The following is a 12376-nucleotide window of genomic DNA, read 5'->3' as shown; positions in this document are numbered from 1 at the left end:
TGGGTAGATTTTCTGGGCACCTGATAGGTGCCACGATGGGGTCCGTGACCTCTGACACCTCCGACGCCACGCCGTCCGGCACCACCCCCGCCGACCGCGTGATCACGTCGCCCACCGTCATCCATGAAGGCCTGCCGACCCAGCTGCCCGACATCGACCCGGACGAGACCAAGGACTGGATCGAGTCCTTCAACTCGCTGATCGACGAACGCGGCCGCGAACGCGCCCGCTACGTGATGCTGCGACTGCTGGAACGCGCACGTGAGGCGAAGGTCGGGGTCCCGGCACTGCGCAGCACCGACTACATCAACACGATCCCGCCGGAGCGCGAGCCGTGGTTCCCCGGTGACGAAGAGGTCGAGCGCCGCATCCGGGCCTTCATCCGGTGGAACGCCGCGGTCATGGTCTCGAGCGCGAACCGCAAGGGCCTCGAGGTCGGCGGCCACATCGCGACCTACCAGTCCAGCGCCAGCCTCTACGAGGTCGGCTTCAACCACTTCTTCCGCGGCAAGGACGCGCCCGCGATCAAGGGCGCCGGCGGCGCCGACCAGCTCTTCATCCAGGGCCACGCCTCCCCCGGCATCTACGCCCGCGCCTTCCTCGAGGGACGCCTGACCGAGGAACAGCTCTACCGGTTCCGCCAGGAGGTCCAGCACGGCAAGGGCGCCGGCCTGCCGTCGTACCCGCACCCTCGACTGATGTCGGACTTCTGGGAGTTCCCGACGGTCTCCATGGGCCTGACCGGCATCAACTCGATCTACCAGGCACGGTTCAACCGCTACCTGCAGAACCGCGGCATCCGCGACACCAGCGACCAGCACGTGTGGGCGTTCCTGGGCGACGGCGAGATGGCCGAGCCCGAGTCGCTCGGCGCGATCCGGATCGCGGCCCGCGAGGAGCTCGACAACCTCACCTGGGTCATCAACTGCAACCTGCAGCAGCTCGATGGTCCGGTCACGGGCAACGGCAAGATCATCCAGGAGCTCGAGGCCAACTTCCGCGGCGCGGGCTGGAACGTCATCAAGGTCGTGTGGGGCCGCGAGTGGGACGACCTGCTCGCCCGCGACGTCGACGGCGTGCTGGTCAACCAGATGAACTCCACCCCCGACGGCGCGTTCCAGACCTTCTCGGTCGAGAGCGGTGCCTACAACCGCGAGCACTTCTTCGGGCCCGACCCGCGACTGCGCGCCATGGTCGAGCACATGAGCGACCGGCAGATCGAGAAGCTGCCGCGCGGCGGCCACGACTACCGCAAGGTGTACGCCGCGTTCGACGCCGCTTCGAAGCACGTCGGCCAGCCGACCGTGATCCTCGCCCACACCGTCAAGGGCTGGACGATCGATTCGCTGGAGGGAAAGAACGCCACCCACCAGATGAAGAAGCTGACCAAGGACGACCTCAAGAAGTTCCGCGACCGGCTCTACCTGCCGATCAGCGACCGCGACCTCGAGACGTCGTACGAGGCCACCGGCGGTGCGCCGTTCTTCCACCCCGGCGCCGGCTCACCCGAGATCGAGTACATGCTCGAGCGTCGCCGCCAGCTCGGCGGATCGGTGCCGAAGCGCGAGGACCGGTCCAAGCTGCTGACCCTCCCCGGCGACTCGGTCTACGCCGAGCTCAAGAAGGGTGCCGGCAAGAACAAGGTCGCCACGACGATGGCCGCGGTCCGGTTGCTCAAGGACTGGATGAAGGACCCGGGCATCGGCCAGCGGATCGTCCCGATCGCGCCCGACGAGTACCGCACCTTCGGCATGGACGCCATGTTCCCGTCGGCCAAGGTCTACGACCCGCACGGCCAGACCTACGAGTCCGTCGACCGCAACATGCTGCTCCAGTACAAGATGTCGCCGCAGGGCCAGATGCTCCACGAGGGCATCTCCGAGGCCGGCGCCATGGCGTCCGCAACAGCAGCCGGCTCGGCGTACTCCACCCACGGCGAGCCGATGATCCCGTTCTACATCTTCTACTCGATGTTCGGGTTCCAGCGCACCGGCGACTCGATCTGGGCCATGGCCGACCAGCTGGCCCGCGGCTTCCTGATCGGCGCGACCGCCGGCCGTACGACGCTGACCGGCGAGGGCCTGCAGCACGCCGACGGCCACTCGCCGCTGCTCGCTGCGACCAACCCGGCCGTCGTGCACTACGACCCGGCGTTCGCCTACGAGGTCGGCCACGTCATGCGTGCCGGTCTGGAGCGGATGTACGGCGCCAGCGAGGAGCACCCCCGCGGCGAGGACGTCATCTACTACGTCACCGTCTACAACGAGCCGGTGCCGCAGCCGGCCGAGCCCGCTGACCTCGACGTCGCGGCCCTGCTCAAGGGGCTCTACCGCGTCTCGGCACCGGACGCGGCCGCGGAAGGACCCCGGGTCCGCCTGCTCGCGTCGGGCGTCGGCTTCCCGTGGATCGACGACGCCCGCCGGATCCTCGCCGACGACTGGGGCATCCAGGCCGAGACCTGGTCCGTCACGTCGTGGAACGAGCTCGCCCGTGACGGGATCGCGACCGACAAGTGGAACCTGCTGCACCCGCAGGAGGCCCATCGGACGTCGTACGTCACCGAGGCGCTGAGCGGTGGCCAGGGTCCCGTGGTCGCGGTGTCGGACTACATGACCGCGGTTCCCCTGCAGATCGCCCGCTGGGTGCCCGAGGACTACCGCGTGCTCGGTGCCGACGGCTTCGGCTTCGCCGACACCCGGCCGGCCGCGCGGCGGTTCTTCCAGATCGACGCCGAGTCGGTCGTCGTCCAGGCGCTGGCCGCGCTGGCCGACGCCGGAGAGATCGACCCGGCCCGGGTCCAGGAAGCCCTCGACCGCTACCAGATCGCGGACCCGACGTCGGTGGCCGGCGTCCTCCAGGAGGGCGGCGACGCCTGAGTCGCCGGGCGGCGAGCGTGCTCGCCGCCCGGCCAGGCCTCAGGCGGGAGTGACGGCCGTCGGCACGCTCGCCAGCGGTGCGACCCGCTTCGACATGCCCGACGTGAGCATCCGACGGAACCGTGCCCGGTTGTACGTCGCCGGCTCGGTGGTGGCGATGAAGTCGTCCAGGATGCGCGCGAACTGCTCGGGGTGGTCCTTGTGCGGGAAGTGTCCGGAGTCGGCCATCACCTCGACCCGCAGCTCGGGTGCCAGCGCCGCCGCATTGCTGGCGTGCCGCACCGGGATCACCTGGTCGTCACGTCCCCACACCACGGCCATCGGGATGGCCTCGGTCAGGTAGGCCCGGTCGGACATGGTGACGATCTGGCCACGCCAGTCGATCACCGCGCGCACCAGGTGCCGGATGGCGAAGCGGGTTCGGCGGTCCTTCCACGACTCGAGGATGTCGGCGACCTCGGCGAGGTCGCGGGTGTACTTGCGGAGCGGACCGCCGCCGTGCGCCGCCGCCGACCGGAGCGCCAACGTCTCGAGGTGGCGGATGCCGGGGAGCATGAGGACGCCCATCGCCGGGAACCAGCCCGGCGCCTGGATGAGCTTGATGAGGGGTGTGACCTCGGGGCCCAACCCGCCGGTCGCCACGAGCACCATCCGCTGCGTCCGCTCGGGGAACTGGTAGGCGAACTGCATGGCGACGCCGCCACCGAAGCTGTGGCCGACGACGGTGACCTTGTCGATGCCCAGCACCGTCAGCAGGTCGCGCATCCCGTTGGCGTAGCCGCCGAGCGTGTAGTCGGCACGCGGCTTGTCCGAGACGCCGTGCCCGAGCAGGTCGGGCGCGATCACCGTGTACTTCTTCGCGAGTTCGTCGATGACGGGCAGCCAGGTGCGGTGGTCGCACGCCAGACCGTGCAACAGGAGAAGTACGGGTCCCTCGCCGGCCTTGACGAATGCGCGTCTCTTGCCGTGCAGCGTGAAGAACTGGACCTCGTGCTTCGACTGATCCGTCATCGCGCCCCCTCCCCGACAGCCCTGCAGGTGATCCACGATTCAATCACGGGGCCGCCCTGACCGATGTGACGGCCCCGTTAACAAATGCGAGCCCTAGGCTGGGTCCATGACCCCCACCGGGCCCGCTGCACGGGCCAATGCGACCCAGCAGCTGCGGGCAGCGACCGGGTCCCTCGGTACGGCGGCGATCGCGCGCATGGAGGCCGACCGGCCCTGGTTCCGCGAGATGAGCGCCGAGGACCGGTCCTGGGTCGGGATGATCGTCCAGGCCGGTGTGAAGAGCTTCGTCGACTGGTTCGCCGAGGGCGGCGGGACCGACATCGGTGACGACGACGTCGTCATCGACGTGTTCGGCGTCGCCCCACGGGCCATGGCCGGCGTGGTCGACCTGCACCAGACCGTCGACCTGATCAAGCTGACCATCGACGAGGTCGAGGCCAACATCGCCCGGCTCGTCGAGCCCGACGTCCACGAGGAGATCCACGCCGCGATCCTCCGCTACGGGCGCGAGATCGCCTTCGCGACCGCCGAGGTCTATGCCCGGGCCGCCGAGGTCCGCGGTCGCTGGGACGCTCGCCTGGAGGCGCTCGCCGTCGACGCCGTCCTGCGCGCCGAGACCGACGAGTCCGTGCTCTCCCGGGCCAGCGCCGTCGGCTGGACGGCACGGGGCGAGGTGGCGGTCGTCGTCGGGACCGCGCCCGCCGAGGCATCCGGCCAGCAGACCGGCGTCTTCGAGGACGTACGGCGGGCCGCCAAGGAAGGTGGCCTGGACGCCCTGAGTGCGGTCCAGGGACATCTCCTCGTGGTGATCCTCGGTGGCGTCACGGCTCCGGAGACCGACGCCGCTTCCGTCGTCCACCTGTTCGGCGAGGGTGCCGTCGTGGTGGGACCGGTCGCGGCCGACCTGTCCCACGCGCACCTGTCCGCCAGCGTCGCCCTGGGCGCGCTGCGGGCGGCTGTCGGTTGGCCGCACGCCCCGCGACCCGTGTCGGCCCATGACCTCCTGCCCGAGCGCATCCTTGCCGGCGACGAGTCCGCCCGTCTCGAGGCGATCGACGACATCTACGCGCCGTTGAACGACGCGCGGGGCGAGCTCGTCGAGACCCTGGTCGCGTACTTCGCCAACGGCGGCGGGATCGAGGCGACCTCCCGCGCGCTGTTCGTCCACGCCAACACCGTGCGCTACCGGCTCGGCCAGATCGGCGACCTGACCGGCCTCACCCCGTCCGTCCCGCGCGATGCGCTGGTCCTGCAGCTGGCCCTCGTGCTCGGCCGCCAGGGCGTCTGAGCACCCGCTCGGCCAGTCCAAGTTGTAGGGGTCCCACAACAGCGAAGCAGCAGTTTCGTGGGCCGTGCAGGCGCACGCGTGTGGGTCGGGCAGGCAGGCTGTTCCTGTGCTCGTCATCGTCGCTCCCGGACAAGGGGCCCAGACTCCCGGTTTCCTCACGCCCTGGCTGGAGGATCCGGTCTTCGAGTCGCGCCTGAACTGGCTGTCGACGGTCGCCGGTCTCGACCTGGCGCACTACGGCACGGCGGCCGACGCGGACACGATCCGCGACACGAAGATCGCGCAGCCGCTGCTGGTCGCTTCCGGCCTGGTGTCGTCCCTGGCGCTGTACCCCCACCCGGCCGACGCCTTCGGCCGCCTCGGTGCCGTCTCCGGCCACAGCGTCGGCGAGATCACCGCGGCGGTCGGCGCAGGCGTCATCACTGCCGAGCAGGCCATGGTGCTGGTCCGCGAGCGCGGTCAGGCCATGGCCGACGCAGCAGCCGTCACGCCGACCGGCATGAGCGCCGTCCTCGGCGGCGACCGGGACGAGGTGCTGGCCGCGCTCACGCAGTGCGGCCTCACCGCGGCCAACGACAACGGCCCCGGCCAGATCGTTGCAGCCGGAACGCTCGAGCAGCTCGAAGAGCTCTCTGCCCACGCCCCCAAGGGCGCACGCGTGCGGCCCCTGCCCGTCGCCGGTGCCTTCCACTCCCCGCACATGGCTCCTGCAGTCGACCACGTCGCCCAGCTGGCCACGTCGGTGTCGGTCCACGATCCGCGCACCCGCTTCCTCTCGAACTCCGACGGCACGGTGGTCCACGACGGCCGCGAGGTGCTCGACCGGATCGTCGGCCAGATCGCCAGGCCCGTGCGCTGGGACCTCTGCCTCGAGTCGATGGTCGACCTCGGCATCACCGGCTTCCTCGAGATGCCGCCCGCCGGCACCCTCACCGGGATCGCGAAGCGCTACTTCCGCAACCGCGGCCTCGACGTCGAGACGTTCTCGTTGAACGGCCCCGAACAGCTCGACGAGGCGCGTGCCTTCTGCCTGCAGCACGGCGACCCGTCGACGATCCTGCGCCCGGAAGCCGTGTCGGCATGAGCGCGCTCACCGTCGAGACAGGAGCGGCGCACGCCGCGATCCTGGGCGTCGGCGCCTACCGTCCCTCGCGCCTGGTGCCGAACTCCGAGGTCGTTGACGCGATCGACTCCAGCGACGAGTGGATCCAGCAGCGCTCGGGCATCCGCACACGCCGCTTCGCCGATGACTCCGAGACGGTCATCTCGATGGCCGTCGGTGCAGCCCGCAAGGCGGTGGAGCACTCCGGCATCGACATCCGCCAGATCGACTGCGTGATCGTCGCGACGATCAGCCACCTGCTCCAGACCCCGTCCGCTGCGACGGCGATCGCCCACGAGCTCGGCACCGACCAGGCCGCGGCCTTCGACATCTCGGCCGCGTGCGCCGGTTTCTGCCACGGCGTCGCGCTGGCCAACGACATGGTGCGCGGTGGCAGCGCCCGCTACGCGCTGGTCATCGGCGTCGAGAAGCTCTCCGACATCACCGACCCGGCCGACCGCGGCACGGCCTTCATCTTCGCCGACGGTGCGGGTGCGGTCGTCATCGGTCCTTCCGAGACACCCGGGATCGGACCGGTGGTCTGGGGCTCCGACGGCGAGCACTACGACCACATCCGCACGCCCGACCTGCGTGACCTCGGCGCCACGGACCAGCCCCAGATGCCGTACCTGTCGATGAAGGGAAGCGAGGTCTTCCGCTGGGCGTCGTTCGCGATGGCCAAGGTGGCGCAGCAGGCGCTCGACCGCGCCGGCGTCACCGTCGACCAGCTCGACTGCTTCATCCCCCACCAGGCCAACAACCGGATCACCGACGCGATGGCCCGGTCCATGAAGCTGCCGCCCACCGTCAGGATCGCGCGCGACATCATCGACGCCGGCAACACCTCCGCGGCCTCGGTCCCGCTGGCCCTGCAGCGGATGATCGAGGAGGGCGACGCACGTCCTGGCGACATCGCCCTGCTGATCGCCTTCGGCGCCGGCCTGTCCTACGCCGCCCAGGTCGTCGTCGTTCCCTGAGCCACACCCACAGTTCACCAGCACCACCAACCAACGAATCAGCACTGGAGAAAAAATGAGCACCGAAGAGATCCGCGCCGCCCTCGCCGACATCGTCAACGAGGTCGCCGGCATCCCCGCCGACGACGTGCAGCTCGACAAGTCCTTCAGCGACGACCTCGACGTCGACTCGCTGTCGATGGTGGAGGTCGTGGTCGAGGCTGAGGAGAAGTTCGGCGTCACCATCCCCGACGACGAGGTCAAGAACCTCAAGACCGTCGGCGACGCCGTCGCCTTCATCGAGCGCAACCGCGCGGCCTGAACCGGACGGTGAACAGAGCCATGTCGCGCACACGCGTCGTCGTCACCGGGTTGGGCACCACCAACCCGCTCGGTGGCGACGTCGCCAGCACCTGGGAGGGCTTCCTCGCCGGTCGTTCAGGGGTACGCCAGCTCGGTGAGCTGGCCGAGGGCCTGCCCGTCACCATCGGGGCGCCCGTCGCTGTCGACCCGTCCGAGGTCCTCGACCGAGTCGTGGCCCGTCGTCTGGACCGGTCCTCGCAGTTCGCCCTCGTGGCGGCGCTCGAGGCCTGGGCCGACTCAGGGCTGGACGTGGCCATGGAGGCCGGCGACGTGGACGGCGACCGCTTCGGCGTCGCCTTCGCGTCCGGCATCGGCGGCGTGACAACGCTGCTCTCCAACTACGACGCGCTGCGCGACAAGGGGGTACGACGGGTCTCCCCGATCGCCGTCCCCATGCTGATGGCGAACGCTCCGGCCGCCACCGTCAGCCTGAAGTTCGGCGCCCGCGGGCCGGTGAACACTCCGGTGTCCGCCTGCGCCTCGGGCAACGAAGCGATCTCGCTGGCTGCCGACCAGATCCGGCTCGGCCGGGTCGACGTCGCGATTGCTGGCGGCACCGAGGCCGCGATCCACCCGCTGCCGATGGCTGCGTTCGCCAACATGATGGCGCTGTCGAAGAACCCGGGCGACCCGACCACGGTCTCCCGGCCCTTCGACACCGCGCGCGACGGGTTCGTGCTCGGTGAGGGCGCCGGGGCGCTGGTCCTGGAGTCCCTCGAACACGCCCAGGCGCGCGGCGCCCGGATCTACGCCGAGGTCCTCGGCACCGGCATCACCGCCGATGCCCATGACATCGCCCAGCCCGACCCGGCTGGTCGCGGCGGTGCGCGGGCCATCCGGCTCGCGATCCAGGACGCGGGCATCTCCCCGTCCGACGTCGCTCACGTCAATGCGCACGCAACCTCGACCCCGCAGGGTGACGTCGCCGAATCGCTCATGCTGCACGCCGTGATCGGTGCGCACGCGAGCGACTTGGTCGTCACCAGCACCAAGTCGATGACCGGGCACCTGCTCGGCGGCGCCGGCGCCCTCGAGGCGGTCGCCACCGTGCTGGCGCTGCACCGCCGGCTGGCTCCGCCGACGATCAACCTGGACAACCAGGACCCGAAGGTCGAGCTGGACATCGCGACGAAGCCTCGGGACCTCCCGCTCGGCGACATCGCGGCGTTGAACAACTCGTTCGGCTTCGGCGGCGCCAACGTGGCCGTGCTCTTCGGCTCGATGAGCTGACGGGCGCCGGCCCCTCGACTCGGGACCGTTGGAGCCCTCCCCTCTGGCGGTCCTGACTGCAAAACCACACCGACCCGGGTGCTCACAGCACCCGGGTCGATCTGGTTCTCGTCGGTGGTTCAGACGACCTGGTGGAGCCAGCGGACGGGAGCGCCCTCACCGGCGTGCCGGAAGGTCTCGAGCTCGTCGTCCCACGGCTTGCCGAGCAGCTTGTCGATCTCGTTCTCGAGGGTCACCTCGCCGAGCGCTGCGCGCACGACGGAGGCCTTGAGCCGGTCCTCGGGGATCATGATGTCGCCGTGGATGCCGGTGACGGCGTGGAAGACGCCGAGGTCGGGGGTGTAGGAGTAGCGGGCGCCCTCCGTGGACGGCGTCGGCTCCTCGGTCACCTCGAAGCGCAGGTGGTTCCAGCCGCGCAGCGCGGAGGCCATCTCGGCCGCGGAACCCGCCTTGCCCGCCCACGAGAACTCGCAGCGGTAGCTGCCGGACTGGGCCGACTGGGGCGTCCAGTTCGGGTTCACGGCAACGCCAAGAACACCGCCCACGGCCCATTCGATGTGAGGGCACAGCGCGGACGGCGCAGAGTGGACGTAGAACACGCCCCTGGTTGCACTCATGCTTCCGGTCACCACGAACTCCTCGACTACTCCCTACCTCCGGCGCGAGTTACGCCTTCCCCAGCGGTCTCTCTTCGGAGGTGATCTGTCTCGGAACTGATGAAATCGGTCAGTTGAGTGACGCGTGTGTAGTTGTGAACTCCATTGTGGCCCATGGGACGCCGCTACACCAGAGTTTCAGCGCGTGTCCTCGCCTACGCCGAACCCTGCCCGAGAGCCATCAGTTCGTCCAGCACCTGGTGCGCGATCCCGAGGCCGCCCAGGTGGCTCTCCCCGTCGATCGTGGTCATCGTGGCGTCCGGGAGCCGGTCGACGCAGTGCTGCCCGTGCCGGAACGGCACGATGTGGTCGTCGTCGCCGTGCCACCAGCGCACCGGAACCGCGACGTCGGCCAGGGCAAAGCCCCAGTCCCGGGTGAACAGGACCAGGTCGGAGATCGGCGCGGAGGTCTGGAAGCGGCTGCCGTTGAGCAGGTCGTCCAGGAACATCGCCTTGAACTCCGGACGACCGAGCAGGGTCTTGTCCCCCGCCGGTTGTACGGCGGCGTACAGGTCCAGCCCGGGACCGGCCAACGGCCGTACGGCGCGGATCGCGCCGGTCAGGGCGACGCCGAGCGGCACCCGGGTCGCCGCGAGCAGGGGCGCCGTGTGCACCGCGAGCTGGATGATGCCGCCCGCAGCAGCATCGGGGCCCCTGGTCGGCGCCACTCCCCCGAGCACCCCGACCCCTTCCACGCGATCGGGCAGGCCAGCGCCTGCGGCCAGCGCGTAGGGGCCACCACCGGACAGGCCGATCACGCGGACCTTGTCCACGGCCAGTGCGTCGAGCAGCAGCTCGAGGTCCCGGGTCCAGTCCAACAGGTTCGGATACAGGTACGGCGAGGACGACCCGATCCCCGGACGGTCGATACCGATGATCCGCAGGCCGGCCTCCGCGGCGTACCTGCGTGCATCGATGGGGATCTGGCGCCGGGCGCCCGGGGTCCCGTGCATCCACACCAGGGCCGGGCCGCGCGGAGAGCCGTACTCGGCGAAGCTCAGGCGGCGCCCGTCGCGGACCGCGACACTTCCCTCGAGCGTCGGCCGCCTCGGTTGCACAGCACTGCGCCCACGGAGACTCATGCACCGGAGTCTGGCAGGTCCCCGGCGCCGGGGCGGCGGTGTCCTAAGGTTCGACCATGACCGTGGGGGGAACGGAGTCGGCTCCGAAGCAGGGCCCGGGACGACGCAGGGCCGAACCGACCAAGAAGGCGCGCTCGCGGACACGCGGTTCGTTGGGCGCGCCTCGTGTGCCCCGCCCGTCGTTCCAGTCGAAGACGTGGCGCATTGCGATCGTCGCGGTCGCTGTCCTGATGCTGATCGGCTGGTTCGCCTGGTATGCCACCACACCCGAGGACCTGCCGACGGACACCAAGACGATGAGCGCCAGTGGCGTGGTCGGCACCCCGCTGTACGTCGGCATGTTCAGCGCTTCCGATGACTTCGGACGGACGCTGCGCATCTCAGGGGTCCAGGTGCACGCCACCACGAGCGCCGACATGGACGTCACGCCCGTCCTGTGCCGCCGGGGCACCGTCGGCGTCACCACGCAGCCCGAACAGTTCTGCGCCGAACTGGTCAATCCCGAGGGCGCCCGGATGGTCGGTGGCGACTCGATCGTGCTGAAGATCGTCTCCGACGAGCCGGTCGTGGCCGTCATCGACCGGATCCGCATCGCCTATCGCGAGGACGTCCGGTGGGACACCCAGCCCGCTGGGCACCAGCAGGCCATCGTCACGGTCACCGGCCGCCCAGCCGAGACCGGGACGGACGATGGGACCGCGACGGAGTAGGCCTCAGCCTTCCCGGTCGACGCGCTTCTCGAGCGACTCGGCACGGTCGGCCGCGTCGGTGTCCTCGTCGGCGTCGATCGCGTTGGTCTTGTGGAACCAGGCCAAGGCTTCGTTCAGGCGACCGGCGTGCTCGAGGGTGTCGGCGTAGGCGTAGCGCAGGCGTACGACCCAGGCCTCACGGCCCTTGTGGTTGAGCGGGGAGACCTCGAGGGTGCGCAGGGCAGCATCCATCTGGCCCAGGTCACGACGGGCGCCGGCCTCGACGATCGTCATCTCCGCCTTCGCCGGAGCAGCGAACCTGACGACCGAAGGACTCTTGGCGAGCTCGAGTGCGCGCGTGGGGTTGCCGAGCGCCCGGTGGCAGTCCGCCATGATCGGGAGGTACGCCGTGGCGCCGTTCATCCGCTTGGCGGCGCGCAGCTCGGACAACGCTTCGGCGTAGTGACCCGCCGCGTACGCGGCCTCGCCGACCGCTTCACGGACCACGGCCAGGCGCGGTGCACGCGCCTTGGCGGCCAGGGCGTGCTGGTAGGCCGTCTCCGGGTCGTCGTCGATCAGCCGGCCGGCAGCAGCGAGGTGGCGCGCGACCCGGGACCCCAGCTTGTCGGGCAGGTCCTTGAGGTGGGCGCGCACCGAGGCGTCGAGCTCCATCCCGTTGACGTCCTCGGGCAACGGGGGGCCGTCGTACGTCGCCTGGTCCACGACGCGCTCGTTACGAGGCACCGAGGTGCGGTCGGGCGAACGACGCGGTCCACCACTGGTGCGATCCGACGGCTTGCCCGAACGCTCAGCGGGCTTGCCCGAGCGATCCGACGGCTTGCCGCGGCCCTGCGGGCTCCGGTCATAGGGTGCGCGGTCCGAGCCGGCGCCGCTGCGGGCGCCGCTGGTTCCACGGGACGAGGTGCCCTTGCGGGGGGCGCCTCCCTCGCGGGGGCCACCCTTCTTCGGCGCGTCATCGCGCCGTCCACGCTGGTCTGCCACGGCAGTCTCCTGGTGTCGAATCGCTATTGAAAAGTGTTGGGTACAAAACAGAGTAGAGGCCACCCGAGGGTGGCCTCTACCTGAATGTATGTCCGGCGGCGTCCTACTCTCCCACAGCCTC

General features: G+C 70.1%; 11 protein-coding genes. 7 read left to right on the top strand and 4 right to left on the bottom strand.

The genetic code is table 11. The features are described from left to right. Positions 1–98 precede the first annotated feature (98 nt). Positions 99–2876, top strand: a complete 2778-nt coding sequence (gene aceE, locus ACOADB_RS03115) for a pyruvate dehydrogenase (acetyl-transferring), homodimeric type (protein ID WP_378596520.1) — start codon at positions 99–101, stop codon at positions 2874–2876. A 39-nt stretch (positions 2877–2915) separates the two neighbouring features. Here aceE and ACOADB_RS03110 read toward each other — a convergent pair whose 3' ends face one another. Continuing rightward, entirely contained in the window at positions 2916–3887 is a 972-nt protein-coding gene (locus ACOADB_RS03110) for an alpha/beta fold hydrolase (protein ID WP_378596456.1), read from the bottom strand. Between the two features lie 106 nt (positions 3888–3993). Here ACOADB_RS03110 and ACOADB_RS03105 point away from each other — a divergent pair, with 106 nt between their 5' ends. The 5 genes from ACOADB_RS03105 (at position 3994) to ACOADB_RS03085 (ending at position 8826) form a co-directional block, all read left to right on the top strand. Continuing rightward, positions 3994–5175: a PucR family transcriptional regulator gene (locus tag ACOADB_RS03105; protein ID WP_378596455.1), complete on the top strand. Its 1182-nt coding sequence runs from the start codon at positions 3994–3996 to the stop codon at positions 5173–5175. Positions 5176–5281: 106 nt separating this feature from the next. Then, on the top strand, positions 5282–6259 hold the full coding sequence (locus ACOADB_RS03100; RefSeq protein WP_378596454.1) for an ACP S-malonyltransferase: 978 nt from the start codon (positions 5282–5284) through the stop codon (positions 6257–6259). Beyond that, the gene (locus tag ACOADB_RS03095; RefSeq protein WP_378596453.1) at positions 6256–7254 is read left to right on the top strand and encodes a beta-ketoacyl-ACP synthase III; all 999 of its coding nucleotides are present in this window, start codon (positions 6256–6258) and stop codon (positions 7252–7254) included. The genes ACOADB_RS03100 and ACOADB_RS03095 overlap by 4 nt, the downstream gene beginning before the upstream one ends. A 55-nt stretch (positions 7255–7309) precedes the next feature. After that, positions 7310–7555: an acyl carrier protein gene (locus tag ACOADB_RS03090; RefSeq protein ID WP_056711007.1), complete on the top strand. Its 246-nt coding sequence runs from the start codon at positions 7310–7312 to the stop codon at positions 7553–7555. 20 nt (positions 7556–7575) lie between these two features. Next, positions 7576–8826 carry a beta-ketoacyl-[acyl-carrier-protein] synthase family protein gene (locus ACOADB_RS03085; protein WP_378596452.1) on the top strand — a complete coding sequence of 417 codons (1251 nt, stop codon included), beginning with the start codon at positions 7576–7578 and terminating at the stop codon, positions 8824–8826. Positions 8827–8945: 119 nt separating this feature from the next. On the opposite strand, the gene ACOADB_RS03080 is transcribed toward ACOADB_RS03085, so the two are convergent. Further along, positions 8946–9443, bottom strand: coding sequence for a DUF3145 domain-containing protein (locus ACOADB_RS03080; protein ID WP_056712098.1), 498 nt, complete (start codon positions 9441–9443; stop codon positions 8946–8948). Positions 9444–9637: 194 nt separating this feature from the next. Further along, positions 9638–10564: an alpha/beta fold hydrolase gene (locus tag ACOADB_RS03075; protein ID WP_378596451.1), complete on the bottom strand. Its 927-nt coding sequence runs from the start codon at positions 10562–10564 to the stop codon at positions 9638–9640. Between the two features lie 56 nt (positions 10565–10620). Here ACOADB_RS03075 and ACOADB_RS03070 point away from each other — a divergent pair, with 56 nt between their 5' ends. After that, positions 10621–11274: a hypothetical protein gene (locus ACOADB_RS03070; protein ID WP_378596450.1), complete on the top strand. Its 654-nt coding sequence runs from the start codon at positions 10621–10623 to the stop codon at positions 11272–11274. 3 nt (positions 11275–11277) lie between these two features. Here ACOADB_RS03070 and ACOADB_RS03065 read toward each other — a convergent pair whose 3' ends face one another. Next, positions 11278–11976: a tetratricopeptide repeat protein gene (locus tag ACOADB_RS03065; protein WP_378596449.1), complete on the bottom strand. Its 699-nt coding sequence runs from the start codon at positions 11974–11976 to the stop codon at positions 11278–11280. Positions 11977–12376: the final 400 nt, after the last annotated feature.

The sequence above is a fragment of the Nocardioides sp. CPCC 206348 genome (genome assembly GCF_048654705.1).
In the GTDB taxonomy this organism is placed as follows: Bacteria; Actinomycetota; Actinomycetes; order Propionibacteriales; family Nocardioidaceae; genus Nocardioides.
Note: the sequence above shows the minus strand (reverse complement) of the source record. Positions and strands in the feature narration are given on the sequence as shown.